The organism is Halomonas sp. 72, assembly GCF_052379785.1.
GTDB lineage: Bacteria > Pseudomonadota > Gammaproteobacteria > Pseudomonadales > Halomonadaceae > Vreelandella > Vreelandella citrativorans.
In genome coordinates this window covers 87812-114534 of the sequence record NZ_JBQSYY010000010.1, presented here as the reverse complement: position 1 = coordinate 114534, position 26723 = coordinate 87812, and the positions used below count along the sequence as shown (strand labels likewise).

The window sequence follows — 26723 nt, the reverse complement described above, 5'->3', positions numbered from 1 at the left end:
TCAAGTAACAGGTAGAGGTAGACCTCCTGGATAGCCCCTTGCCAGTTCACCTGCACCGACCAGACCAGATCTTCAAACTTCTCTTCAAAAAGCGGTGTGATGTAATTGCCACTATGGAGTTTTAATGTGCTGAAATCCATCAGCTCAGAGATTTCTGGCGGGGCAAAGCCTTCAAGCAGTTGTTGAACAAATTCAGGGTAGCTGAAAAGTTCTTTATAGCCAGTGTCGTAGTGATTTGCCATGGGCCCTCCTGCGCAGTACCGGGGATGTTAGCACGGCCGCGCAAGGGCGATCACTTTTGAGGCCTGGCAAGACAGGTTGTAGAAGCTGAGTTACTCGGCGATGGCGGCGCTAGCCGCCCTTGCTCAACCACGCTCATAACAAACGCGCCTTACTGAGTAAATAGCGCTTCCAGGCTATCAGCGACAAGCACTTGCTCCGACCAAACGGCTAGCTGCTCAGGCGTTGCTTTTTGCAGCTGTTCATCCACCCAATTGGGTAATTGGCCAAATCTAAAGACAAGCAGATTCCTAAAAATTTTTCGCTTTGTCTCTTGATAACCTTCCTCATAGCCCTCTTGATACGCTTTCAGGCGCTCTTTTCTCAAGAGATTTTCCAGGTTTTCTGCCAGCATGTCTTTGTCCTCCACCAGACTGGTGAGCGTTTCAAGATTAACGCCTGCGCCAAGCCGCTGCATGTGGCGCTTCACCCAGCGGGTAATGATTGGGGCAATGCGCGGTTTTCGAAGCGGAGCCAGTGGTTTTGTGGGAGCTGAGTTTACTCGGCGATGGCGGCGTTAGTCGCCCTTACCCCGGCAGCGCGGGGCGCTGCTTTGCGGGTGCGCTTCGCTTACCGCGCACTACATTTGTGCAGCTAGCCGCCCTTGCTCCAGCAGCGCTATGGGCTGCTTCATTCGCTCCTACAAGGGCCTGGATGGGGTTACTACTAGCGGCCTAGCTGGGCATCCAGCGCATCAAACTGCTGGGTCAGGTACGAACTCATGCTGTTCATCTCTGCCACCATAACGTCCAGCTGGCTGAACTGGGCGCGATAGCGGGCAATCGTTGCATCGATGCTTTTTTCCATGCGCGCATAGCGTTCGTCCAGGCTTTTTACGTTGCTCTCAGCACCTGTAACGGCACCTGTGAGTACGCCGTTACTGCTGGTCATTTGCTCAATGGAGCTGTTTAACTTGCCGGCTAAACCACCGTCTTTATTATCGCCCGCAAAAAACGCGCTTAGCGCCTGCGGGTCATTGGCGATTAAGTTATCGAGCTTTTCATCATCAACTTCCAGCTTACCGCTAAGAGTAGTGCCAGCCTCTAAGGTAATGCCCAGTTGGCTCAGCGTAGAAAACTCGCCGCCCTCAACCCCCCCGGTAAGCACGCTACGCAGGCGGGACTCAATTGTACGAACGGCACGGTCACCCAGTAGCTCTCCTGCTGCTCCACTTTCAGCGTTGAAGCTAGTAAGCTCGTTAGTTGTATCTTTTAAATCGTTATACGCGTCGACAAAATCGTTGATCGCTTCGCGCTGCTTTAGGGTATCGCGCTCAATGTTGACCGTGCTGGTCGCTTTTTCGCCTTCGGCAATGCTTAGCTCACCCAGGTTAAGCGTTACCCCTTGAATAGCATCCTCCACCTGGTTACTGGCACTGGTAATCGTGATGCCGTTCACCGTTAAAGAAGCATTTTGCCCCTGCTGCTTGGCGCCAGCTTCTTCCGCTTTGCCGAATGGGCCTGCTCCACCTACAAATTCAAAGCTATCAATGGATGCGTCTGCCCCCGTGACTTTGGAACTGAGTGCCAAGCGGTAGCCATCGCCGTCATTAATAATCGTGGCGTTAACACCGGCGTCTTTATTGGCATTAATTGCATCACGAATATCGTTTAGCGAGCTGTTGGCATCAAGCTCGATATTGACCGGCTTGCTCTCACTACCTACAAAATTTAGCCTGATAGCGGTCGCACCGTTTAGCTCCAATGGATCTGAGGGTTTATCTATCTCAGTAATACTCTCAGAGGCAAGCGAGCCGTATGTCGCGACCTGGCTAACTTCTACCTGGTAGCTGCCCGGCAGCGCGTTCGCCGAGGTAGTGGCTTTTATATCATCGCCACGCACATTGGCGGAAAGGCTTTGATAAAGCTTTGGGTCGTTAATCTTGGCCACCGCATCGTTAAATGCGTTGAGCGACGTTTGCAACTGCCCGTAAGCGGAAATTTTGGCTTCTTGATCGGCTTTTTGCTGCGTAATCGGCTCAAGCTTACCGCGCTCGGCATCTTGAAGCTGATCCAGCAAACCGGTGAGATCTAACCCTGAACCAACACCAAGGGAGGTAATTGTTGCCATCAGTACAGTCCTCGCAGACAAAAAACATGAATTCTATAAACTCTATCGGCCGAAAAGGAATTAACTTTAGCCCCTATGCGCTCGTATTTGATAATCCTAGCCGAATTACTGAGTAGCGCCTACCCACCTCCCAAACCACACGCTTGTGCTTTCAAACCTCACGGCACATTATGTATTGCTTATACAAGTATTGGCTGGCTGCCATCATTTGTATTTCTAGCCTTTCTAGTTGCAATAACTGGGAACTCGAGAGCGCTTGATGACACTGCCCTTCTGATACGTCCTTTACCTCTTCTGAAAAGGCTTTACTGGAAAAAATCATTCTTTCATCCTCTTTACGTATGCGGAAAAGAGTATTCCTCTTGTTTGTTTCACTTTTTGTACTCGTTAGCGTTTTTTTAGATGCTTCAGGTTCGTTTGTAACGTTTAAAGACATTTTATTCATATCCAGCACGCCACCCCTCTTTATCGCTACATCATTCACTCTTTTGCGGCTATCAACGGTACCGCACAGCTATTACTGCTTTTTTATCGGTTAAAATCAATCATCCCCCTGTGGCGGCAGCCTGCCACTAACCACCTTTAAAGCAAACGTTTGAACCATTAAAACGCTGCCACTTAAAACGATCCTCGATAAAAAACATGAGCTTAACCGATTAATATCAGATATTTTCCGCGTTAAATTTTAATTTAATAAAAATTAACGACATGCCTATTTACGACAAAATATCTTATATAGCAACGATATACTGCATCGCTTACTTATCGCCCTAGCGCGTTATAAAAAAATACTATCCATTTGATTTTTAATAAAAAAAATAATACTGGATAATTATACAACGCCTTACCGTCAGCAAAAAAACATATCTACACCATACTTTGGCTTTTAGTATGCCTGCTTAATCCGTCGCGTTTGTGAAGTTTTGTTTTTTTTCTGCAACATTATTAATCGGCTTATTCGGCCTCAGCCTTGGGTTAACGGTAGTTGCAATGCTCCAAAATGGGTATCTTCAGCGCTCAACCTGGCCTTTGCTACTGCTGCTCTAAGCAATAGAACTCGCTTTGCGATACCGGTGACGCGGTGACGGCTTTACGCATATTCCGGTGGCCCAGCACTTTTTTACTGAGCGATAACAGCTATTCGAGGCAGGCACGCGGCTACGTTTAATGCCTATAGCCGCTGGGTTATGGCAGCGATGCGGCGAGAGTAAATATATGAAACGTTTGTTTGAAGAGTGAGGCTAATAACGCTTATGTCGTGCTTACCGCGTCACTTTTGTCACTAGATTGCTTAGGCGGGTGCGTAAAAAAGCCCGCAGGGGAAATCTGCGGGCGTGCTGGCAGTCGCTGATGTTAGCGCAGGCCGAGCAGTGAAAGGATAAACAGTACAACGACGATTAGGCCTACGATATAGATAATATTACGCATGTTGGCACTCCTTGCTAGTTTGCGTTTTGGGTGAAATCAAAGGGTTGCTTACGCCCAGTAACGATTAAAGCCTAGCAGGCTTTTCAACTTTTTGCGTAATGCCCTGCCTTTCCCTACCAGAAGGCAGAAGGTGGCTGGGTTTGCGTGGCCGCATGGCTAGCGTTATCCGAGACGCTGGCGGTTCTCGTCGAATGCTCGCTGAATAACTTTCTGCTGCTGGGTATCGATTTCTAATTCATAGCAAAGGGACGACCATTCGGATAGAGCATCAAGGGCTTGTTCAATATAGAGATCCGGGGTTAAGTACCTGAAGGGAGCACAAACCTGTTTGAGCTTTTTACGCGTAGCCAAACCTGCCCCACTGAAAGATGTTGTATGCTCGTCTGCATAGCCCCGAACAGGGGCGTAAGTCAGGTCGTATGCAGGGGCCAGTGTCCATCGCCCTTGATCATGTAAAAAAGCGAAGTTCTTAGCGTGGTCATCGTGATTGTGGGTCAGGGCGTTGAACACCATCAATCTCGCCATGCGCTCAACGTCTTCTGCGTGGCGGGTAAACGTGCTGGTTGCCTTGAGCAGATCTAAATAGTCCAGCGATGGAGCGCTGTGATCGGCATATAGAATGCCGCTAGCGGTCATCATGTGGATTTTGCGATTACCGTTGCGATCAAAGCGCTGAGTAGAAAAGAAACGCTCGGTTCCCGTTGAGGAGCTGACCTCAATTAGCTTGCTCGAGGCCATTTTCACACCCGCATGCTTAGCCAACACCGAATAGGCGTACTCAATGGCGCCCGTATCCCTATGCTCGGCAGGGGCACGGAACTTCACTAGCCAATGCTGATAGCCCACAGGAAACTCTTGGAAAGACGTACTGCACTGCTTACCATCAGAAGATAACGCAACGACCACCTTGGGCCGGGCACCTGCCGGGGAACCACCGGCTAGTCGCAAGGCATCCAGAGTAGTCGTGGTTTCACCTTCGTAGACAGCATTAGCTGCCTGATAGAGCTGGGCCAGGTCAATATCATTTTCATCCGCGGTATGCTCGATAACGGGACGGTATTCCAACGCCCCCATTCCCTTGTCAGCCATATAAGCCAGCCGATCAAGCGGGGAAATATCTCTCCGGTCTTTTCCATGTTCGGCAAGGAAATAGCGATCCATGAGCAGCATTCCCCAACCATCTGGCAGTGAGTCAGCAAATGCGCCTGGTAGACCAGCAAAAAGGAGGGGATCGGGCGCCTTCTGTGGCTGGGTAGTAAAATCCATGTTCAGAGGCGATAAATTAAAGCCCTCCGCCACCCACTGAGGGTCATAAGCAAAGTAGGTGCCCTGTCGGCTAGCGACCAGCTCACCCACACGGTTATCTGCTAACAGCACCTCTACGGTGTTGATACGCTTCATTTTCGCCCCCGAACACGCCCTGCCTGCTTGATCTCTTCAAGTGATATGGGATGCTCATATGTGAATAGCTCGGCAATTTGGCGTGTGGCGCCCAGCGCCGTGGCAATGAGCACCAAGATATCGAGGGTTATTTGCCCACTGGATTCGAACCGTTTAATGGTGGACTCGGAAACACCCGTCATCTGCGCCAAGGTTTTACGGGAGAGGTTCTTCGCCAATCGTGCTTCTCGTGCATTGGCACCGACCCGCTGAGACAGTTCGCCAGGAGCAAGCAAGGAGTGAGTAAGGGCCATAAAAAAACCTCTATATAATGGGCTATTTATAACCCATTATAGACTAAAATTGACTTTAAAAGCTCAAATATAACCTTTAATAATTATTCGATTAGCTTTATATCTAGAGAGTGCTATCGCACTTTAATTTTAGCGTCTGTGTATGGTGGAACCTCTCTCACTTCTAAACCTCGAACCTTTGCCACTTATACCGAAGGTGTTGTGATGCGCGCCACTGCTTTGCTTGTTTCATTAGCTGTTACTTCATTGTTACCCACCGCCTATGCAGCCGCTAATGAACCTTCTGCGCATGCACTCCAGGCGCTGGATCAGCAAACCCGCCAATTAAACCGCCTTCACAGCGTTGTGGTCGCTTACGACGGCGAGATTATCCACGAACTCCACCAGGGTGGCCCCGGCGTTGCGCAGCCTGCCAATATCAAATCACTTTCCAAAACGGTGCTGGCGGCGATAACAGGCGCAGCTATTGAAGAGGGCATTATTGAATCCACTGAGCAGCGATTGGTAATGCTCCTGGGTGAGCCATTGCCAGCCGGGCTGGACCCGCGCGTGGAAGACATTACCGTAGGGCATTTGCTGGCTCAGCAGGCGGGGCTGGAGCGTACATCCGGCGGTAACTACAGCGCTTGGGTGGCAAGCTCAAACTGGGTTAACGATGCCCTTACTCGCCCATTTGTCGATGAGCCCGGCGGGCGGATGCTGTATTCCACTGGCACTAGCCACCTGCTTTCAGCAGCCCTTACCCAGGCAAGCGGTGAAACCACGCATGTGCTCGCACAACGCCTGCTGGGGGAGCCGCTTACTATTTCGATTCCCGCATGGCCGCGTGACCCGCAAGGCATTTATTTTGGCGGCAACAACATGCAACTTTCGCCACGCGCGTTGATTGAGGTGGGTGAGCTTTATCGTAACGACGGCGTGATGGAGGGCGTGCGGCTATTGCCAGAGGGTTGGGTAGAGGCTTCATGGACACCCCGTGGTATCTCTGCCTGGACGGGTGATGGCTATGGGTATGGCTGGTTTATTACCGAACTCGCGGGGGAGGCGGTGTACTACGGGCGTGGCTATGGCGGGCAAGCGCTGTACGTGGTCCCTGAGCGCGATATGACCATCGTGATCACCGCAGACCCCACGCCGCCCTCCCCAGGCGGCCAATTTCAGCAACAGCTGCATCGCCTGGTCGAGGGCCTGCTCAGCGCACCTGAAGAACAGTAACGCAGGAAACTAATACGTTAGTGAGATACGCCGCCTCGTTCAGGCCCTTCTTGCGCTGTTCGGCGCTCTTCAACCTGTACTTCAACCTGTAGCTTGGTGCGAATAAAATCACTGTGGCTAACATGCAGTAAATCGGCCAGCCGCCGAATACGGTGCTCTTCAAGTGGGTCTACGCTACCGTCGGCCCACGCCAGTTGCCACATCAGCGCCACCAGCTCGCAGCGCTGGTCGTAGTTATAGTGCTCTTTGATTAGGCTCACAAACTGGTAATGATCGACGGCCTCATCCACTTCTGCTTGTGCCAACGTCATCAGCTCTTCTACATCGCTTGTGCTGAGCTGGTAGCGCTCGGTAAGCATAAGACGCAGCGCGGCAAGCTCTTCATTGGTGGTGTCGTAATCGGCGCGGACGATTTCACACAGCAGTGCTGCGGTGGCCAGTTCCAGGGTGAGCGTTTGATTTTCGCGCTGCTCGGGCTGCGCAAGCGTGCGCTGGAAGAAATCACTAATAGCGTTCAGCATAAGGGGCTCCTGGGTTGCTACAGCATCGTCCTTACCTCAATCTTTCTTGGTAAGCTGCTCTCTTAACTGCTTGGGCACTTGCTTGATAATCAGGCGATCTTGAGTGGCGTCGTACTCGATGCTTGAGCCCAGCAGGTGGGAGTCAAAACTAATCGAGACACCGCCCGCTCGGCCGGTAAAGCGGCGGAACTGGCTTAAGGTGCGCTTATCGGGGGGAATCTCCGGCGAAAGCCCGTAATCGGCGTTGCGAATATGGTCGTAAAAGGCTTTCGGCTGCTGTTCGTCTACCAGCCCAGAAAGCTCTTCCAAGGTCATTGGCTCGCCACGGCGAAGCTGTTCATTGGCGTAGTCCACCAGCGTGTCGGTTTTTTCTCGACTCGCCTCGTCGTCGAAATCCTCTTTTTCCACGTAGTCGCTGAAGGCCTTGAGCAGCGTGCGGGTTTCAGCGGGCGCATCGATCCCTTCTTCCATGCCCAACAGGGTTACCATGCCTTCGGCAAGCTTTTTACCGCCACGATCTTTCAAGAAAGAGACGTACTGCGCACCAGGCGACTCGCTCTGCCACTGGGTTAAATTGACCCGGGCCGCCAGGGTAAGCTGGCTGGTATTCAGTTGAGCGGCAGGCACAGCTTGGTGAGCCTGGTTAATGCCAATGCCCTCACGCTGATGTACCAACGCGATAAATAGCGTTTCGGTGTCCCCCTGGCGCATGTGCGCAAGCAGCAAATAGCCACTGACGGATAGCTGCTCTTGCAGCTCACGCGCCAGGCGCTCAGCAATTGCGGTCGAAAGCTGGGTAAAGTCCTGGGCACCCGCACTATAGTCGCGCAGCCAGGCAACTAGTGGGCCAGCCTGCTCGCCCTCTGCAGCAAAGCGCCCCCAACCTTTAGCCTTGGTGTTATACGTGTCGTTCAGCGTATTCACCAGGCTTGTCATGGCCGGGTCATCACTTTCGGCAAGCGATGGCGCAGCGGTTAGCGTTAAGCGTTCACCGTCAAGCGAAGGGTCCAGGCGGTGAACAATGCTTTGCAGTAGTGGCATAAGGGCCTTGGCTCCTGGCGTCAATAAAAAGAAGTGCTATGCAAAAAAATACTGCGCGTTAGGGTTTCAGGCGATAGCCGGTACGAAATATCCACGCGATAGTGGCCAGGCTCGCCAGTAAAAACAGGCTGATCATGGCCACACTGGCTACCACACTGACATCGCTAATCCCGTAGAAGCTCCACCGAAAGCCGCTGACCAGATACACCACGGGGTTGGCGAGCGTGACGGTCTGCCAGAAAGGGGGCAGCATATCTATCGAGTAGAAACTGCCGCCCAGAAAGGTCAGTGGCGTAATGATCAGCAAGGGCACAAGCTGCAGCTTGTCGAAGCCATCCGCCCAAATGCCGATAATGAACCCCAGCAAACTAAACGTGACGGCGGTGAGCACCAGAAACGTCAGCATCCAGAAGGGGTGCGCAATTTCCAGCGGCACAAAAAAACTCGATGTCCCAAGAATGATCAGCCCCAATAGAATCGACTTCGAGGCTGCCGCGCCTACGTAGCCAATCACTATTTCAAGGTAGGAGATGGGCGCCGATAAAATTTCATAGATACTGCCCGAAAACTTGGGAAAGAAAATCCCGAAAGAGGCATTGGACACGCTTTGGGTCAGCAGCATGAGCATAATCAGCCCAGGCACGATAAAGGCGCCGTAACTGACCCCACCAATCTCACTGATACGCGAGCCGATGGCCGCGCCGAACACCACAAAGTAGAGCGAGGTTGAAATAACCGGCGACACAATGCTTTGCAATAACGTGCGCCGCGTACGCGCCATTTCTGCCATATAAATGGCGCGAACAGGATACAGATTCATGCACGCTCCTTAACCAGGTCGACGAAAATATCCTCAAGCGAACTCTGCCGTGTATGCAGGTCTCTAAAGGCGATGCCTTCACGCTCAAGGTTCGCTAACAGCGCTGATATCTTGTGGCCCTCTTCATCCTGACGGCCATCATAGCTGTACACCAACTCATGCCCATCGGCGGTCAGGCTTAACCCCGTTTGCTGAAAAGCGGCAGGTAGCGCCTTTAACGGCGTTTGCAGTTGAAGAATTAACTGCTTGCTGCCCAGCTTTTGCATCAAGGCCGCTTTCTCTTCCACCAGCACGATTTCACCTCGATTAATCACCCCGATGCGGTCGGCCATCTCTTCGGCTTCTTCAATATAGTGGGTGGTGAGAATAATCGTGACGCCACTTTCGCGCAGCCCGCGAACCACTTCCCACATATCCCGGCGCAGCTCAACATCGACACCCGCCGTTGGCTCATCCAAAAACAGAATGCGCGGCTCGTGAGAGAGCGCCTTGGCAATCAGCACGCGGCGCTTCATTCCGCCGGAAAGGGTCATTAAGCGGTTATGACGTTTATCCCATAACGCCAGCGACTTAAGCACTTTTTCAATATGCGCAGGGGCAGGCGCTTTACCGAACAGGCCACGGCTAAAACTGACCGTATTCCACACCGTTTCAAAGGCTTCGTTGGTCAACTCCTGTGGCACCAGGCCGATACGCTCACGCGCCTGGCGGTACTGGCTAACGCTATTAAAGCCGTCAATCACCACCTCGCCCTGGGTCGGGTTTACCAGCCCACACACCACGCTGATCAGCGTGGTTTTGCCTGCTCCATTGGGGCCAAGCAGCGCAAAAATCTCACCACGCTGAATGGTGAGGTCCACCCGCGAGAGCGCTTGAAAGCCGCCTTCGTAGGTTTTATTCAGGCCGTTAATCGAAATAATGGGATCGTTCATGGCTTTCTCCTCACACCGCAACGTAAACGCCACGACGCTGGAGGCGATTTAACGCGAGATTAAACATGCGATTCTGTCTGAAAAGTGGCCGAACATAAGCGCTTTTCAGGCAGGACCGAATGCCAAAGCGACAATAGCCGTGCAGACGTCTTATCGCATTGCACGGCTATAGAGACGCAACGTTTAGGTGCGGTCAGTGATCTCGAGCAGGTGATAACCAAACTGCGTTTTCACCGGGCCGTGTACCTGACCCAACTCACCGCTGAACACCACCTTATCGAACTCAGGCACCATTTGGCCGGGGCCGAAGCTACCCAAGTCGCCGCCCTGGCGGCCAGAAGGGCAGCTAGAGTGCTGCTTGGCGACATCGGCAAAGTCACGGCCGTTTTCGATTTCCTGTTTAAGCGCTAAACACTGCTCTTCGCTGCTAACCAAAATATGACGGGCGCTGGCGCGTGCCATAACAACCTCCTGCCTGTATCAATGAAATGAAGCCGCTAGTTTATCACGCTCGCCTTGGCGGCGGGTGTACCTGCGACACAGCATGCTCAAGGCTTCCCGAGCGCACCGCTATAGCGTAACGCATCGCCTACTCGCGCCAACGCACGTTCATGGTCATTCACTGCTACCGGCCCCCGGCTGCAAGCAACGATCACCCAGGGGCCATTAGCCTCCTCGTGCGTAGCAATGCCCGCATCGCAACTGCGCCGATGCTGGGTACCGGTTTTATGTGCAAAACGGGTGGTATCGCTCATCCCGGCCGTTAATCGATTGTTGCCTGATGTTGTTCGCTGCATTATCTCCAGAAGTGCCTGGCTCGGCTGGGCACCTAAGCCACCGCTCGCTGCCTCTTTATACACACTTGCCAACAGGTCGCCGTAGGCACGCAGCGTGCCTACGTTTTCACCGGTCGCCTCATAGGCATCGAACGCGTGGTCATAGTCAGGCTGCTTGAGCGTGGAGGGATCAACATCCAGCCGCTGAGCCAGCGCCGCCGCACGCTGGCTTAACCGGTGCTGGCGCAAGGCGATAAAATCCATGCCGTCCAGCGTTCGTGCGTCAGGGTGTAACTGCCCATAAACGCCCTGACGAACGCCAACCAGTTTGGTAATCGGGCCGATATCGTCAGGGTTGCCTCCACTATCCGCAATCATTGCTCTCGCCCGAGCATTGACGTCGGTAAGGCCTACGCGGTCAATCAACATATCGGATGCCGTGTTATCACTGACGGTAATCATCTGTTCAAGCAGGTAGCGAATCGAGATCGGCGCCCCTGGGTCGTGCCAGATCACCGGCCCCGCGCCATCCACAAAGTCACTGCGCGAAAGCGTTAAGCGCTCATCCAGTGACAGCGTGCCTGCTTGACGTTCAGCAAGCACTTGGGCGGCAATAGGCACTTTTACCAACGAGGCCAAATACCAGGGCCTGTCCGCGTGCCACGAGTAGGCCTCTCCGGTGGCCAGGTTTTGTACATACACCCCTAACGTGCCTTCAAAGATGCCCTCAATAGCGGCGACTCGGGTATTCAAGTCAGCCTGCCATGTACTCTGTTTATCGACCTCGTAGTACCAGTTCGTCTCAAAAGCCTGTGTTTCACATTCCTGTGTTTGAGCACCGTCGGCATAGGCTGGCAGTGCCATTAAACACACTACGGCTAACAGCCAGCGTTGCCATTGTTGCTGTCGTTGCTGTCGTTGCTGTCGTTGCAAACCATGTCCTCTTAGCGGTGCGCTGCGATCCAACGTGTCACCCAAATCCACACGGCGGCGCCCAGTATCAACACGCCGCTAATCGCCAGCGCCTGTGGATAGGTATACATGCCCTCGCCTTGCAGCAAAAAGCGCAGCACGAGAAAGATCATCACAATATGAAAAATAAACGCTTTTAGCGCATCGCTGCCGACCACGGTGAGCGGCAAAAGTGCCCTGGCGGCAGCCGCTCCACCGGCCAGTGCCAGTGCGAGCAAAATAAGCGCGCCACCTACACTAAACAGCATGAATTCCAGGCCAGGCGGATGTTTGCCTGCGTTATTGGCAACGGCCATCATGGCGGCATAAACACGGCCATCCGCCAACGCGAGACCATAAAACGCCATTACCATTAACGCGCCTACCGCCAGCAGTATTAACACCAAGCGGCGGCGTAAGTGAGCCGTAAAGTAGCAGCGCAATAGCGCTTCGCCTACCAACAATCCCGCCAGGATAAGGGGCGCCCGGCTAATCTGCCCCCAGGCATAGTGGTCCGGGTGGTCGACCAGTAAGGCTTTCAGGATATCGTTACCGCCAAAGCTCAGCCCTTGTAACCAGGCAGAAAGTGCGGTTAAGCCAACCAGTGTGGCAATCCGGCTCCAAAGAGGCGCCCGTGCCCATAGCGGTAGAATAAGCGGCACCCAAAGCAGGGCAATGGCATAAAAGCCTAAAATCTCGACCCAGATTCCAAAGCGCCCATAAAGCAGCGTATCGACAATATCGCCAGGGCTACTAAACGGCAGCATCTCGATAATAATGAGCGCCTTGTACCAGAACCACACTTCAATCGCGCGTAGCCATAGCTTAAGGCGTCGTTTAGGCCAATCATCGCTTTGGGTGTGAGAAAGAAAGGCCACTGCCAGGGCAATGCCGAATACCAAAATAAACAGTGATGAGGAAAATTTGGTCAATAGATGAATAGGCACCATGCCCCAGTCAGGCACATTACGTATGCCTATCAGCCCGCTAACCGTGTGGCTGACAATCATTAAGCCAATCGCAATGCCTCGCGCCAAATCGATAGCCGCGATTCGCCCTTCCGCTTTAGGAAGCTGCGGCGCCTCTTTCCAGTTCACCACGATACAGGCTTCCTTATAGTCATAACGGGCCAAGGGGTACGTAATGTTAACAATAGACGATAAGGCAACAACTTTTTCTTTGGGCTTTAAACGCAAAAATGCCCCGCAAGCGGCGGGGCATTTTGTGGCTCATCCGTAAGCCAGAGCAAGTGTTATTCCATTAGCGGGTTAATTACCACTGGGTGTCGTCATCGTCATCCGTGGTTTCGTACTCCTGCTCCTCTTCCTCTTCTTCATAGGTGAATTCTTGCTCTTGCTCTTGCTCTTCCTCTTCATACTCAGTGGTTACATCTTGATCTTGCTGCTCAGTGTCATACGAATTAAAGCTGCCTTGCTCGTCCTGCGTCGTCTCTTCTTGCGGCACGGGCTCTTGCTCAGTGCCACTTTCCATTTCAGCAAACGCAAGTGGGCTTGCGATCAGACCAAACGATACGCCTAAAATACCTAGTTTTTTCAGAGCTTCCATTTTCATGTCGTGCCTCCTAAGTAATCTGCTTTCTGTTGCTTCGTAAAAATAAATCAAACAAGGAACATCTAGCCAAGAACCAACCATCATCCTGATGCTGCGTTCTTGTCCTGGTTACTGCACGCGTCGTACCAGGTTTTTCTAAAAAATAAAAAACATGTATAAAGTCAAAAACTTAAACTCAACAAAAGCATGCCAACCTATTGATTTTATGAAATATATTTAATAATTTACTGTTTAACCGTGGCACATGAGCCCGCTTTGGTCATGCCAGGTGCGGTTAATGCTACAACCGTTAGCTGCGCTGATAACTAAAAAAGCGCCCAGGATCACTGGGCGCTAAAGATCAAATCAGCAAAAGTAACCACCCCCTCCCTGGGGCAGGCTATCGTTATCAGAAGAAGTACTTGAGGCGTACCCGAGCACCATAGCGGCCGGTGTCGTCGCTATTAGCATCACTCTCATGATCAACGTAGCTGTAGTAAGCCCCAATATAAGTATCAAAATCCTTCAACCCCAGCGTATCGGCAAAGCGATACGATGTGTAAACCGTATTCGACTCATTACGCCCTTCAGGGGTCATAAACTCCATTTCAGCGGCTGGGTTGACCTCGTCAATTTGGTTACGAGCATAAATATACCCCAGCCCGATATTGTTCCAGATGGTGTTAACACCCACTGAGCTATTCGTCTCTTTATGAGCGTCCAAGTGGGCCAAACTGAAGTTAAGAACCAGGCCGTTTCCGTTGTAAGAGGCTGTAGCACCGTACCCCGTACGATCACCAATGTCTTCTCCTCGTATATCTACCACCGAGTCTTTAACGACATTGGTTTCCATACCTAAGGCAAATGACCAGTCGCCGGGTTGCCAAGCAATAACCGGGCGAACGATCGCAGCGCTTTTGGTATCGTCGGCAATACGGTAGCCATGATAGGTATCACCATCAAAAAGGCCTGAGCGATTACCCAACAGTGTGGCTACTTCGGCGTATAAGCCATTATCAAAGCGGTGGCTCAGCGCAATTTGCCCTGAATCGCCACGCCCTCGACCTTCTCTGGTTTGATAAACATAGCTCTGACCATCGCTGTATAGCTTGTCCGAGGTCGTTCCACTGTACTGAATAAAAATATCATGCCCTAGCGGAAACAGGTCATAGGCTTCGAAGCGACCGACCTTGATTTCGGTTCCTTGCTCACTGCCAATTGCCAGCCAGGCATCGTCTAACCCCGCATTACCGCTGGTTCCCCAAAGCGGCTGTAACTTGAACCTGGCATAGTTATCTCCATGATGGCGTTCACCGCTAATATCCAACAGGATACGGCCATCTTGATTAAAGCGGTCATCGCGATTAAGCGGCTCATTGGTTTGGCCTCGGAATAGCGAAACACCACCTTCATGCTCGTTATAAGCATTGATATCTAACTCTACATCACCACCAAAACTTATTGATCCCCTCTCATCTTCATAAGTCACAGCAGCCATTGCTGATGTCGTGGTTCCCAAAGAGATAGCGACTACCAAAGGTAGTTTTTTATATCGAGAAAACAGCATATTTATTTATCCTTATTGATTGTTTTAGTTAGTTCAAACAGGAGCGAAGCGCCCTTACTCCCACACTCTTATTAGAAGTATTTTATGGACAGATATAACCACTCACTCTTACCAGTAGTAATTATTCCATCAGCATCAGCCGCCCTAATCTTACAAATGGGCAAAACGTCCCCTGTAGAGTGCTATAAACACTCCACACCCAAGCAAGGCAGATAACGTCTGATACTCGCTAAGCCATTAACAACATTAGTCAAACAACTATTAATGGACGATCCAAGGTGTTTTTACATAAGCTCTCCTCTCATAGATAGCTTTAACCATTAAAGCCATCAATTGCGTTAACAAAAGGCATACAATAAGAGTAATCACTACTTAAAAACACCTTTTCCCCAAACCGTTTTTAACCGTGCTATTTAATCAGCGAAAGTTGGCTGTAATATAACCACAGACCTCTTAGGTATTATCGCCTGCTTCGCCTTGATAATCGTTTTTATCATGACGAATAATCATCCCTTAACCCCCGAAGAAATCATGACCGCTTCCGTTACTTTCTTCTGGAAGATTAGGTAAGCAATCGCTACGGGAGCTGCTCCTAATAGCGCCACCGCCATCACCCGGGCGTAATTAACGCCGAAAGTATCCCGTACTTGGGTGATCCCGACGGGGATCGTCATCATGTTTTCTGATGTAATGACCAGGAAAGGCCAGAAGAATTGGTTCCACGCCATAATGAAGGTAATAATCGCCAGCGCCGTGGTGATCCCCCAATTAAGCGGCAGGTACACTTTAAACAGCAGCGTATATTCTCCGCCCCCGTCCAGTAACACGGCCTCGCGCATCTCCTGAGGTACCGCGTCAAAAAACTGCTTATAGACGATAATCACCACAGGGACGATAAGTTGCGGCAGGATAATCCCCGCCCAGGTATTCACCAGCCCAAGGTCGCTCATAAGTACGAACTGAGTGACCACGAGCGCCTGAGTGGGAATCATGAAACTGGCCAGCACAACGGCGTACAGCACTCTTCGGCCCGGAAAGCGCATTTGCGATAACGCGTAAGCGCACATCATGCCGGTTATCAGCACCAGCACAGTGATAATGACCGAGGTTCCAATAGAATTGACATACCACGTCAGTAAATTGGAGTTGAACAGTGCATCGTGATAGGCGGCCATACTGAACATATCGGGCAGCAGCCCTGCCGCCTCACTAACTACGTGACCTTCACTGCGGATTGAGGTAACAAACGCCCAGTAAAGCGGAAATATCCAGATAGCAGCGGCAAGCAAGGTAATGACCAGCAGCACGGTATTTTCTACTTTTCGAGTGCCGATTTTCGTCCCTCGCGGTTTGGCGGCGTGTTTAGCAGCTTGCCAACGCGGATTGGAAACTCTTTGAACTCTCACTTGCGTCCTCCGATTCTCAGCAGCTGGAATTGCAGTACCGAGACGACCATGATCAGAACAAATAGCACCAGTGCTACTGCTGAGGCATAGCCGCCATGGTTAAGCTGGAAAGCCTCACGGTAAACCATCATCAACAGTACGTAAGAGGAGTTGAAAGGGCCGCCTCCGCTCAGTAGGTACACCTGGTCGAACAGTTTAAGCTGGAGAATAAGCTGCAGCGTCAATACAAGCGCTGTAACCGGCCATAACAATGGCCATGTAATTTTCATAAACAGCTGACGCCGAGAGGCACCGTCCAACGCTGCCGCTTCATACAAGTCAGTGGAAATATTGCGCAGCCCCGCAATGAACAGCAGAACATTGAACCCGTTCGTCCACCAGATGGTAATAGCAGCAACCGTCGGCATAACCCAATAAGGGTTATTAAAGACGGCGACTGGCTTTCCGGTCGCCCATTCAAGTAGCGGCTGGAGTATGCCGAACTGGAAATCGAGCATCCAGGCCCAAATCTGAGTGACCACCGAGACAGGCAGAATATAGGGCAGAAAAAAGATCGCCAGGACCAACGCCTGCATGCGCCCAGAGAGGCGATTAACCGCCAGCGCAATGGCCAGAGCAATCACTGTGGTCGGCACAACCGTCAGCAGTACAAAATAGCCGTTATTTTTGAGCGAGGTATAAAACAGGTTATCGCTTAGCAGGCGTCGATAGTTATCCAGCCCTACCCACTCCCCCGAGCCAATGAGTGGCGCGTTGGTAAAGCTCATTCCTATCATTTGCACCGTCGGGTAGAGAAATACCAGTGCAAAGATAAACACGAAGGGCGCAATCAGTGTCATCGCCACCACGACATGCTTACGCCGATTTGTGATCATAGCCAATGGCGGAACTCCCTTAAGTACTGCACTGCAGATACGTCTATCTTTCGTGTATCGGCAGTGCGAGCAGCCATAGTGTTTTTAGCCTTTTAGGCGCTTAATTAATGAGCGCCTGCAGCTCTTGACGCATCTGCTCCGCAGCCTGCTCTGGCTCCAGGAAACCGTGGATGGCGGGCGCAATTACATTTAGCGCTGCATCGTAGACAGGAGAGGCGACACCCGCGATGGTTGAACGCGCGTCATATACGGCGTTATCGGCAAGCGATGCATAGGTCGCGTTGGGTTCCATTTGCGCGAACTCTTCGCTTTCGGCGGTAGGAAGATAGGCGGGAATATGACCGGCAGCTGCCCAGTCAATAGAGTGATTTTGCATCCAGCCAATAACGGTCATTACCGCTTCACGCTTTTCGTCCGACATTTCGTCATCTCCCTGGATCGGGATGGCGAACGCGTGACTATCAGCCCAGATAGCGTCTTCTTCTAGCAAGGTCGGCACCTTGACCGCACCCCATTCAAAACCGAGTGTGCCCGCCTCTTGCATATCGACCAGCGTTGGAACCTCCCACACACCGTTGATGAAGAAAGCCGAACGACCCGAGGTGAACAGGGCAACCGATGCTTCGTATTCGGCATGCTCGGGTTGATAGTCGTTATCGCCCCACTCTTGCATGATCGAGATGGCCCGTACGGCCTTATCGAAGTTGTCGCCAGGTAACACTTCGCCATCTTCGATCAGCGTGCCACCTTGCTGGCTAAGCAACGTATGGAAGATGCGCCAGATACCACCAGGCCCGCCCGTTTGATAGGAGAGCGGTGTTTGAGAACCATTTTCCTGAGCAAGCGCTAGCGCGGCATTAAGATCATCCAGATTCTCAATACCGACCAAATTGCCTTCTTCATCAAGATACTCGCTGCCCTCTAAATAGCTTTTGTTGTAATACAGGATGATCGAATGGATATCGAAGGGCACCGCATATAGCGTCCCTTCATCATCAGAAGCGGCTTCTATTGAGCGCTCGTAAAAGTCAGTACGAGCAAGACCTGCATTTTCCAAGTCACTGTCACTAATGGGCAGTAATATGCCTTCCGATAGCGCCAGCGGCACTCGGGACAGGTGATAGCTGACCATATCGGGACCTTGGCCTACGGCAGCAGCCGTGCGTACCCGCGTGTAGAACGGCACACCCCACTCTGACGAAGTGGCATCGATATTAATATCCGGATGTTCGTCGTTAAACTGGCTGATCAACGCCTTCATGCGCTGCCCATCACCGCCCACAAAGAAGTCCCACCAGACGACGTCGGTCTGGGCCATTGCTGAAGTCGCGGTGGCGCAGGTGGCGGTTGCCAGTACAATTGATTTTAGTAATTTCATTGTTATTGTCTCCTAAAGACGAATGCTTATCTGGCGAGCGATAATTTGCGCTAATGGCTCGCTCTTGTTTTAGCTTTCAGCACTATTTTCAAACTCTGCATGCCAATGCCCCTGCGCTAGCGCAAACGCTGGCCATCCTGGTCAAAGACCAACACATGCTTGGCATCAGCCCAAGTGGAAATAGGCTCGGACTGATATGACTGACGTTCACCACGCCGCTCAATCACGACTTTTTGCCCATCTGCCAAGCGGGCGTGTAGGTAGGCAACGCCGCCGAGATTTTCGGTCATCTCAACCGTGGAGCTAAACCCTCCCTCGCGAATATGCAAATGCTCCGGACGTATGCCCAACACCACGGTTTGGCCTATCTCAAGAGCACTGTTTTGCAGCTGGGCCTCTATTGTTTGGCCCTCACTGCCTTCGATGATGGCTGCCAAGCCGTCGGGAGTCACAGCGCTAACCGTTGCCGTCAGAAAATTCATTGCAGGCGAACCAATAAACCCGGCGACAAACTGATTGGCGGGGTTGTCATACAGTTCCAATGGCGTGCCGGCTTGTTGAACGACGCCTCCGCGCAGGACAAAAATCTTGTCGGCCAGCGTCATTGCCTCAACCTGATCGTGGGTCACATAAATCATGGTTGAGCCAAGCTGCCGGTGTAACTGAGAAAGCTCAAGGCGCATTTGGACGCGCAACTCGGCATCCAGGTTGGAAAGCGGCTCATCAAACAGGAACACCTTGGGCTGACGCACAATGGCCCGTCCAATCGCCACTCGCTGGCGCTGCCCGCCCGAAAGTTTGGAGGGCTTTTTGTCCAGTTGCTCCTCGATTTTGAGGATGCGCGCTGCCTCATTGACCTGGGCCGTAATCTGCTGCTTGGGGGTCTTGGCCAGCCGCAAACTGAACGCCATGTTGTCAAACACACTCAAGTGCGGATACAAGGCATAGGATTGGAAAACCATCGCTACTTCTCGCTGAGCAGGCTCAACCTGAGTAACATCCCGGCCTTCGATTTCGACAGTACCTGCGCTGGTCTCCTCAAGCCCCGCTATCATACGGAGCAGCGTCGACTTACCGCAGCCCGAAGGGCCGACAAAAACCGCAAACTCGCCCTTGGCAATCTCCATCGACACATTGTCGATAATGTTGGTCGAGCCAAAGGATTTATCGACAGATGATAGCGTCACCCCCGTCATGCGCTGGCTCCCGTTGACACATCAAGGCGGATAACGTGATACGAGAGCGCTGCCAATTTACCCTTAACACGGCTATTTTCGACGCCTATTCCGGAGCCCTTACGTGGTGCGACGGCGTCCGGGTTATTCGCCCCATTGGTATCACGTAGACCAAACCCCGCCATAACGTTGTGCTCAACCAAACGTGCATTAGCAAACCCGGTGAGCGTCATATCAAGGTCAACGTCCTCCTCAAGATGACGATTAACCAGAAACAGCGTCACCATGCCGGCCTTTTCATCATGCACCGCTGCGGCATCCAGGTAGTTCACATCGCTGGCCACGTTGCAGTCGTAGGTAGGGCCATCGACCGCTACGTTAAGCGCCGTGCCACGGCCATAAAGTGATGCAAACTGGTAGGGGTAATAGATGGTTTGACGCCAGGCGGGGCCACCTTTTTCGGCCCGAATAGGGGCAATGACATTCACCAGTTGGGCAATACAGGCAATTCGCACGCGGTCACTACGCCGGATAAATTCGTTGATCAACCCTGCAACGAACAGTGCATCCTCAAAGTTATAATCTTCCTCAAGTAGTTCAGGGGCTTCCGGCCAGTTCCATTCACGCCAACGCTTGGAATCCTCCTCGCGTCGGTGATACCAGACATTCCACTCATCAAAGCAGATATAGACATCGTTTTTGGCGCGCTTCTTGGCTTTCACAAAATCGATCACGCCGCCGATGGCCTGGATATACCGACCGGTTTCCTCAATTTTGGCAAAGTAATTCAGCGTATCGCGGCTCGAATTACCGAAGTATTTATGTAGCGAGATATAGTCGACATTCTCGTAACACTCTTCGAGAACTTCACGCTCCCAGTCAGGATAGGTTGGCATTTGATCATTGGAGGAGCCGCATACGATCGCTTCGATATTACCATCGAGTGCCTTGAGCGCCTTGGCCGTTTGATTCGCCAGTTGACCATACTCCTTGGCCTCCTTCTGGCCTATTTGCCAAGGACCGTCCATCTCGTTACCCAGGCACCACATCTTGACGTTATAGGGTTCCTGAACACCATGGCTACGGCGAAGGTCTGACCAGTAGGTGCCCTCGGGATGAATCGCGTATTCGGCAAAATTGCGCGCATCTTCAAGGCTGCGCGAACCAAGGTTGACGGCGAGCATCATTTCAATGCCGGCCATCTCGGCCCACTGGGCAAACTCATTAATGCCCACCTGATTGGTCTCTTTTGAGCGCCAGGCGAGATCCAGCCTTACAGGACGCTGCTCCTTGGGGCCAATGCCATCTTCCCAGTTATAGGCGGACACAAAGTTGCCGCCAGGGTAGCGAATAGCAGGAATGTTAAGGTCACGTACCAGTGCCAGTACATCCTTGCGGAAGCCATTAAGGTCCGCTTGCGGATGTCCTGGCTCATAGATCCCGGAGTAGATCGCTCGCCCCATATGCTCAATGAACGCCGAATAGAGACGATCATCAATCTGGCTAATGATGAAATCGCGGTGTAACGATGCACGTACGCGCATAAACACGTTTCTCCTGTTGTTTTTTTTGATGGAGTTGATTATTTATTAATCAGCTCAGGGACTGGGCTAGTGCGAATGACGCGGCACGTCAGAGCCCCGACAGCCGATCAGAAAGTCAAAGTCACAGCCTTCATCGGCTTGCAGCACTCGCTCAATATAGAGCTGGCGATAGCCGCCTTGGCTTGCGATAAGGGTCGAGGCCGCCGTGGCATCAAACGCGGCGAGGCGTGCCTGAATCTCCTCTTCACTGACGTCCAGGTGCAGCCGGCCGCTGGCGCAGTCGAGTTCAATCCAGTCGCCGTTACGCACCGCGGCCAAGGGGCCGCCAGCAGCGGCTTCTGGTGCCACGTGCAGCACCACGGTGCCGTAAGCGGTCCCGCTCATGCGCGCATCAGAGATACGCACCATATCGGTGACGCCCTGAGCAAGGACCTTGGGCGGTAGCCCCATATTGCCGACTTCCGCCATGCCGTGATAACCGCGAGGCCCGCAGTGTTTCATTACCAGGATATCGTTGGCTTCAACGTCCAGGTCCGGGTCGTTGATGCGCGCTTTGTAATCGTCGAAGTCTTCAAACACGACGGCACGACCACGGTGCTGCATCAGTTCGGCGGTCGCTGCCGAGGGCTTTAACACCGCGCCATTGGGTGCAAGATTGCCGCGCAGCACACAGATACCGCCATCTGCGGTCAGCGGGTTATCCAGCGGACGAATCACATCGTCGTTATAAAGCGGGGCGTCCTTGACGTTTTCCCACAGGGTTTTACCGTTAACGGTGAGAGCGTCTTTAAAGGGCAGACGATCGGCATCCCCCAAGCGCTTTAGCACGGCAGGCAGGCCCCCGGCGTAGTAGAACTCTTCCATCAAATAACGCCCGGAGGGCTGTAAATCTACCACCGTGGGCGTACCGCGCCCCACCCGGCTCCAATCGTCCAGCTTAAGGTCTACCCCCATCCGCCCGGCAATCGCTTTCAGGTGGATCACCGCGTTAGTGGAGCCGCCAATCGCTGCGTTGGTACGAATGGCATTCTCAAACGCTTCTTTTGTAAGAATTTTGGAGAGTTTTAAGTCTTCATTAACCATCTCGACAATGCGGTTACCGGAAAGGTGCGCAAGCACATAACGGCGTGAATCCACCGCAGGAATTGCCGCATTGTGAGGTAGTGAGGTGCCCAAGGATTCCGCCATGCAAGCCATGGTAGACGCAGTACCCATGGTGTTACAGGTGCCCGCCGAGCGCGACATGCCCGCTTCAGCGGCCATAAAGTCGTGCAATGAAATCTCGCCCGCTTTGACCTGCTCAGAAAGCTGCCAGACCACGGTACCCGAACCGATGTCCTTGCCCTTGTGCTTGCCGTTAAGCATGGGCCCGCCGGTCACGACGATGGTGGGAATATCACAACTCGCCGCGCCCATTAACAGCGCCGGGGTCGTTTTATCGCAACCTACCAGCAGCACCACCGCATCAATCGGGTTGCCGCGAATCGCCTCTTCAACATCCATGCTGGCAAGGTTACGAGTAAACATTGCGGTCGGGCGGAGGTTGGATTCACCGCTGGAGAAGACCGGGAATTCCACCGGGTAGCCGCCCGCTTCCAGTATGCCTTGCTTTACGTGCTCCGCCAGCTTGCGAAAGTGAGCGTTGCAAGGCGTTAGTTCCGACCAGGTGTTACAGATCCCGATAATCGGCTTGCCCTGGAATTCATGGTCGGGAATGCCCTGATTTTTCATCCAGCTGCGGTACATAAAGCCGTTTTTATCGGCGGTTCCAAACCACTGGGCAGAGCGTAGGGGCGGCTTTCGTTCAGACATGGACGTCTCTCCGTACAATTCGGTAAAAGATAGAAACAAAACAGGAAAAAAGTGTCGTTAGGCGCGCTGGCGTCGCGTCTGTTTCCAGCGGTCAAACATTACCGCCAGCAGCAGAATTGCCCCGCGTACCAGGTACTGGTAGAACGTTGGTACGTTGAGTAGCCCCATGGCGTTCTGCACGCAGCCCATAATCAGCACGCCGACGACTACACCGGTGATAGTGGCAACGCCGCCCGATAGCGCCACCCCACCCAGTACACAGGCAGAAATCACCGCAAGCTCTAGCCCCATGGAGGTATTGGGGTCGCCCAAGCCCATCCGCGAGGCCAGTAACACGCCCACTACGCCCGCAACAACGCCTTGTAAACCAAAGACAATAATCTTGAGTCGGCGGACATTGACCCCCGCGAGCGACGCGGCCTCCGAGTTACCGCCCGTGGCCAGCACATTGCGTCCGAAGGCGGTCATATTGAGCACCACACCGAAGATGACAAAGCAGGCCAACATGGTCCACACCGGCAGCGTCAGGCCTAGAAATGAAGCGCTACCCAGGTCAAAGAAACCCGGCACGGTAATCATCACCGCATCGCCGCCCGAGGTGATATAGGCCAGCCCGCGAACAAACTCCATCGCCGCCAACGTGGCAATCAGCGAGTTAATACCAAACCTGGCAATCACAAACCCGTTAAAGGCCCCCACCGCGCCCCCGGCAACAACGCCACCTATAACGCCGATAAAAACGCTACCGGTGCTAGAGGTCACAACCGCTGCCACTACCCCCGCAAACGCCACGATTGAGGCCACCGAAAGGTCCACCTCGCCCAGCGCCAACACCAGCATCATGGTGGTCGCCAGGCTGCCTATCAGGGTGATCGAAAGCAGCAGCCCCACCATGTTTCGCCCGGTAAGAAAGTCGGGGATAAACACCGCCAAGGCGATAAAGAGCAGCATAAAAACGGCGATCAGCCCAGAGGTGTCCAACAGCGTGCGCAGCGGTTTAACGAGCCCTTGGCGCCCCGCAGGGCGCGTTGGCTCAACACCTTCTTGGGTTAATTTGTTCGATGTCATCACAGGTGTCCTGAACGTGTTCGATAATGGGTACCGCTTAGGCGGGTAGTGCCAGGCCTAATAGTCGTTCGGGCGTGGCGGCGTCTCTTGGCACCACGTCGACCAGCTCACCGTCGCGCATCACTGCGATGCGGTCACAGATGGAGCTAACTTCGGCAAGGTCGCTGGAAATCACGACAATGCTTTTCCCCTGCTCGGCCAGGTCATAAAGCAGGCTATAAATGTCTCTACGCGCGCCCACATCAATCCCACGCGTGGGCTCGTCCATTACGAAAAGGTCAATCTCTTCCGCGAGCCAGCGGGCCAAAATTACCTTTTGCTGATTGCCCCCGGATAGCTTGCCTATCGGTGCCCGATAGCTGGGGGTTTTAACGCTAAGCTGCTGAATATAGGCTTCAGCATTGCGTCGTTCGCGGCCAGGGTGACGGAAAACACCCCAGCGCTTAAAAAACCGCCGACAGCTGATATTGAGGTTGTCGGCAACGCTCGCCACGGGGAAAATCCCTTGAGATTTACGATCCTCTGGGCACATGGCGATACCAGCACGAATCGCCTCTGCGGGACTTTTAAAGCGTCGCGATTCGCCCTGGAACGTCACGCTACCTGCTTTAGGCGCTTCCACCCCGCATACCAGCCGCAATAGCTCACTGCGACCGGCGCCTACCAGGCCAAACAAGCCAAATACCTCGCCACGCTTTACGGAGAAGCTAACCGGTGCATTCAGGCCGCGCCCTTGAATCTCGTCAACAGACAGCACCACATCGCCCTGCTCGCGGGCGCGATAGCCGTACACGTCATCGATGTCCCGCCCTACCATCTCGCTAACCAATAGATCATGCGTCAGCTGCGACATATCTTCGTGGGTACGAATATGCTGGCCGTCGCGAAAGATAGTGACCGCATCGCACATCTCAAACACTTCTTCCATGCGATGGGTCACGTAGAGCACCACCCGCCCCTCGTCGCGCAGGCGTTTGACGATGCGTTTAAGCTGACGGATTTCCTGAATGGAAAGGCTACTGGTAGGTTCATCGAAAGCGATAACGCGGGCATCACGCAGCAATGCACGGCCAATCTCAATCATCTGCTGCTGACCGATAGAGAGATCGCGCACCTTGGTCGAGGGATGAATGTCACCCTCGCCAAGGTCAGCCAGAATCGCCAGCGCCCTTTCCCGCATCTTTCGCCGGTTCACAAACCCCTGACGCGTAGGCAGCTGGCCCAGCAGCAGGTTTTCAGCGACCGACATATTGGGCGAGAGCGTTAGCTCCTGGTAGATAATGGCGATCCCTTCGCGCAATGCTTCACGGGCGTTGCTGAACACGTGGCGCTGTCCATCAATCCAGAGAGCCCCCTCTGCAGTGCGGTTCACCCCGCTAAGCACCTTCAGAAGCGTCGACTTACCCGCGCCGTTTTCGCCCATCAGCGCATGCACCTGACCGGTATGAGCAGCAAAGCTCACCCCATCCAGCGCGCGCACCCCAGGGAATACAACACTGATATTGTCAAAGCGAAGATATGGATCAGACATACGTGAGCACTCCACCAAATAGCCCGTCACAAAAAGTCAGTTACAGACCGAGCGCGTCGCGCACTTCTTCCCAGTTATCACGCGTCATTAACGTGCCGGACGTTTCTGTAATCGCCAGAGGCTCCTGGTCTTCGCTGATCCAGCGGTAAAGGTCTTCAGCCGTTTGTCGACCATGCATGGTAGAACTCACCGCAACGGTGCCGTGGAAGCCCGTGGGGTTGTCGCGGGAAAACTCAGCAAATGCCGCGCCTGAACCATTGATGCCCACCCCAATGACATCCTCAGCGGCCAGGCCGTACTGTTCGGTCGCCCGAACGCCCCCCAGCACACTCTCTTCATTTAGCGCGTAGATTATCCAGTGCTCATAATCACCGCGCTGAGAAAGCACCGGTGATGCAGCGGAAAATGCACCACTCGTATCCGTACTTTGTTGAGGCGCATCGAAGATGTTCTCTTCGGGGAAGCCCGAAGCAAGCAGCGCTTGGGTCGCTCCATCCGTCCGTTCAACGGCAGTCGGTAGCTCGTTATTGGTAATACGCAACGCACCTACGTTCTCAACATCCCAGCCACGGGCTTCCATTTCGGCGGCAATTGCCTCACCAACCTGCTGGCCAATTTTGGTGCCGGACATACCCAGGTGCGGTACGCCTTCCATAGGCTCACCACTGGCGTTAACAAACTGGTCATCGACGGTCACCACTTTCATGCCGTACTGTTCGGCGCGATTCATGATCGCAGGCCCAAGACGTACATCTGGCGGGCAAATGACAAACCCTTGAGCGCCTTGTGAGTAAAGGTTATCAATCGCGCTAAGCACCTCTTGACCATCTTCACCACCCAAACGAACAACCTGGAATCCGAGTTCCTCGCCCGCCTCTGTAGCGGCGCGCTGTTCGTTAATAAACCAGGCTTGTTCCGGCTTTTTGACGATAAAGCCCATCTTCACGTCGTCCTGTGCCTGCACAGAACCCAGCGAGGCCAGCATGACGGCGCTACCCAGCGCCAGGCGCGTAAACGTGGTTACGATGCTCATTGTTGTGCTCCTGATGTTCCAATTATTATTGATGTTATTGCTGCAATCACTGTCTG

Annotated in this window: 25 protein-coding genes; 1 reads left to right on the top strand and 24 read right to left on the bottom strand. The window is 53.0% G+C overall.

Features of this window, described 5'->3' with window-relative positions; all coding sequences use genetic code 11:
• The 6 genes from ACT3T6_RS11135 to ACT3T6_RS11110 form a co-directional block, all read right to left on the bottom strand.
• The coding region (locus tag ACT3T6_RS11135) for an Rpn family recombination-promoting nuclease/putative transposase (RefSeq protein ID WP_444625946.1) at positions 1-242 on the bottom strand (242 nt) is incomplete at its 3' end.
• Between the two features lie 149 nt (positions 243-391).
• Positions 392-697, bottom strand: a complete 306-nt coding sequence (locus ACT3T6_RS11130; RefSeq protein ID WP_193054297.1) for a hypothetical protein — start codon at positions 695-697, stop codon at positions 392-394.
• A gap of 248 nt (positions 698-945) precedes the next feature.
• A complete protein-coding gene (gene fliD / locus ACT3T6_RS11125) occupies positions 946-2349 on the bottom strand; it encodes a flagellar filament capping protein FliD (RefSeq protein ID WP_193054296.1) in 1404 nt (467 codons plus the stop codon).
• A gap of 151 nt (positions 2350-2500) precedes the next feature.
• Entirely contained in the window at positions 2501-2803 is a 303-nt protein-coding gene (locus tag ACT3T6_RS11120) for a hypothetical protein (RefSeq protein WP_193054295.1), read from the bottom strand.
• A 1136-nt stretch (positions 2804-3939) separates the two neighbouring features.
• On the bottom strand, positions 3940-5178 hold the full coding sequence (locus ACT3T6_RS11115) for a type II toxin-antitoxin system HipA family toxin (protein ID WP_193054294.1): 1239 nt from the start codon (positions 5176-5178) through the stop codon (positions 3940-3942).
• Positions 5175-5471: a helix-turn-helix domain-containing protein gene (locus ACT3T6_RS11110; RefSeq protein ID WP_193054293.1), complete on the bottom strand. Its 297-nt coding sequence runs from the start codon at positions 5469-5471 to the stop codon at positions 5175-5177. The genes ACT3T6_RS11115 and ACT3T6_RS11110 overlap by 4 nt, the downstream gene beginning before the upstream one ends.
• Positions 5472-5675: 204 nt before the next feature.
• Here ACT3T6_RS11110 and ACT3T6_RS11105 point away from each other — a divergent pair, with 204 nt between their 5' ends.
• Positions 5676-6686: a serine hydrolase domain-containing protein gene (locus ACT3T6_RS11105; RefSeq protein WP_193054292.1), complete on the top strand. Its 1011-nt coding sequence runs from the start codon at positions 5676-5678 to the stop codon at positions 6684-6686.
• A 17-nt stretch (positions 6687-6703) separates the two neighbouring features.
• On the opposite strand, the gene ACT3T6_RS11100 is transcribed toward ACT3T6_RS11105, so the two are convergent.
• The 18 genes from ACT3T6_RS11100 to ACT3T6_RS11015 form a co-directional block, all read right to left on the bottom strand.
• Complete coding sequence (locus ACT3T6_RS11100; protein WP_193054291.1) at positions 6704-7207, bottom strand: tellurite resistance TerB family protein; 504 nt, start codon at positions 7205-7207, stop codon at positions 6704-6706.
• A gap of 36 nt (positions 7208-7243) precedes the next feature.
• Entirely contained in the window at positions 7244-8248 is a 1005-nt protein-coding gene (gene yejK / locus ACT3T6_RS11095; RefSeq protein WP_193054289.1) for a nucleoid-associated protein YejK, read from the bottom strand.
• 58 nt (positions 8249-8306) lie between these two features.
• Positions 8307-9068, bottom strand: a complete 762-nt coding sequence (locus tag ACT3T6_RS11090; RefSeq protein ID WP_172119068.1) for an ABC transporter permease — start codon at positions 9066-9068, stop codon at positions 8307-8309.
• On the bottom strand, positions 9065-10000 hold the full coding sequence (locus ACT3T6_RS11085) for an ABC transporter ATP-binding protein (protein ID WP_172119067.1): 936 nt from the start codon (positions 9998-10000) through the stop codon (positions 9065-9067). The genes ACT3T6_RS11090 and ACT3T6_RS11085 overlap by 4 nt, the downstream gene beginning before the upstream one ends.
• A 183-nt stretch (positions 10001-10183) precedes the next feature.
• A complete protein-coding gene (locus tag ACT3T6_RS11080; RefSeq protein WP_192527931.1) occupies positions 10184-10462 on the bottom strand; it encodes a peptidylprolyl isomerase in 279 nt (92 codons plus the stop codon).
• 86 nt (positions 10463-10548) lie between these two features.
• Positions 10549-11709 carry a serine hydrolase gene (locus ACT3T6_RS11075; protein WP_319022145.1) on the bottom strand — a complete coding sequence of 387 codons (1161 nt, stop codon included), beginning with the start codon at positions 11707-11709 and terminating at the stop codon, positions 10549-10551.
• A gap of 11 nt (positions 11710-11720) precedes the next feature.
• Entirely contained in the window at positions 11721-12827 is a 1107-nt protein-coding gene (locus ACT3T6_RS11070; RefSeq protein WP_193054287.1) for an acyltransferase family protein, read from the bottom strand.
• A gap of 172 nt (positions 12828-12999) precedes the next feature.
• Positions 13000-13299: a hypothetical protein gene (locus tag ACT3T6_RS11065; RefSeq protein WP_193054285.1), complete on the bottom strand. Its 300-nt coding sequence runs from the start codon at positions 13297-13299 to the stop codon at positions 13000-13002.
• Between the two features lie 388 nt (positions 13300-13687).
• Complete coding sequence (locus tag ACT3T6_RS11060) at positions 13688-14845, bottom strand: carbohydrate porin (protein ID WP_193054283.1); 1158 nt, start codon at positions 14843-14845, stop codon at positions 13688-13690.
• Positions 14846-15351: 506 nt separating this feature from the next.
• Positions 15352-16251, bottom strand: coding sequence for a carbohydrate ABC transporter permease (locus ACT3T6_RS11055; RefSeq protein ID WP_287076802.1), 900 nt, complete (start codon positions 16249-16251; stop codon positions 15352-15354).
• Positions 16248-17126 carry a carbohydrate ABC transporter permease gene (locus ACT3T6_RS11050; protein ID WP_193054312.1) on the bottom strand — a complete coding sequence of 293 codons (879 nt, stop codon included), beginning with the start codon at positions 17124-17126 and terminating at the stop codon, positions 16248-16250. Before ACT3T6_RS11050 ends, ACT3T6_RS11055 begins: the two co-directional genes overlap by 4 nt.
• A gap of 100 nt (positions 17127-17226) precedes the next feature.
• The gene (locus ACT3T6_RS11045; RefSeq protein ID WP_193054282.1) at positions 17227-18504 is read right to left on the bottom strand and encodes an extracellular solute-binding protein; all 1278 of its coding nucleotides are present in this window, start codon (positions 18502-18504) and stop codon (positions 17227-17229) included.
• A gap of 116 nt (positions 18505-18620) precedes the next feature.
• A complete protein-coding gene (locus ACT3T6_RS11040) occupies positions 18621-19700 on the bottom strand; it encodes an ABC transporter ATP-binding protein (protein ID WP_193054280.1) in 1080 nt (359 codons plus the stop codon).
• Positions 19697-21223, bottom strand: a complete 1527-nt coding sequence (arfA, locus tag ACT3T6_RS11035) for an arabinosylfuranosidase ArfA (RefSeq protein ID WP_193054279.1) — start codon at positions 21221-21223, stop codon at positions 19697-19699. Before arfA ends, ACT3T6_RS11040 begins: the two co-directional genes overlap by 4 nt.
• Before the next feature lie 66 nt (positions 21224-21289).
• Entirely contained in the window at positions 21290-23035 is a 1746-nt protein-coding gene (locus ACT3T6_RS11030) for an IlvD/Edd family dehydratase (protein WP_087111171.1), read from the bottom strand.
• Positions 23036-23092: 57 nt separating this feature from the next.
• Positions 23093-24103 (bottom strand): L-arabinose ABC transporter permease AraH, encoded by a 1011-nt coding sequence (araH, locus tag ACT3T6_RS11025; protein WP_172117992.1) that lies wholly within the window; start codon positions 24101-24103, stop codon positions 23093-23095.
• A gap of 37 nt (positions 24104-24140) precedes the next feature.
• Positions 24141-25634, bottom strand: a complete 1494-nt coding sequence (gene araG / locus ACT3T6_RS11020; RefSeq protein WP_193054278.1) for an L-arabinose ABC transporter ATP-binding protein AraG — start codon at positions 25632-25634, stop codon at positions 24141-24143.
• A 40-nt stretch (positions 25635-25674) separates the two neighbouring features.
• Positions 25675-26667 carry an arabinose ABC transporter substrate-binding protein gene (locus ACT3T6_RS11015; protein ID WP_193054277.1) on the bottom strand — a complete coding sequence of 331 codons (993 nt, stop codon included), beginning with the start codon at positions 26665-26667 and terminating at the stop codon, positions 25675-25677.
• Between the last annotated feature and the right edge of the window lie 56 nt (positions 26668-26723).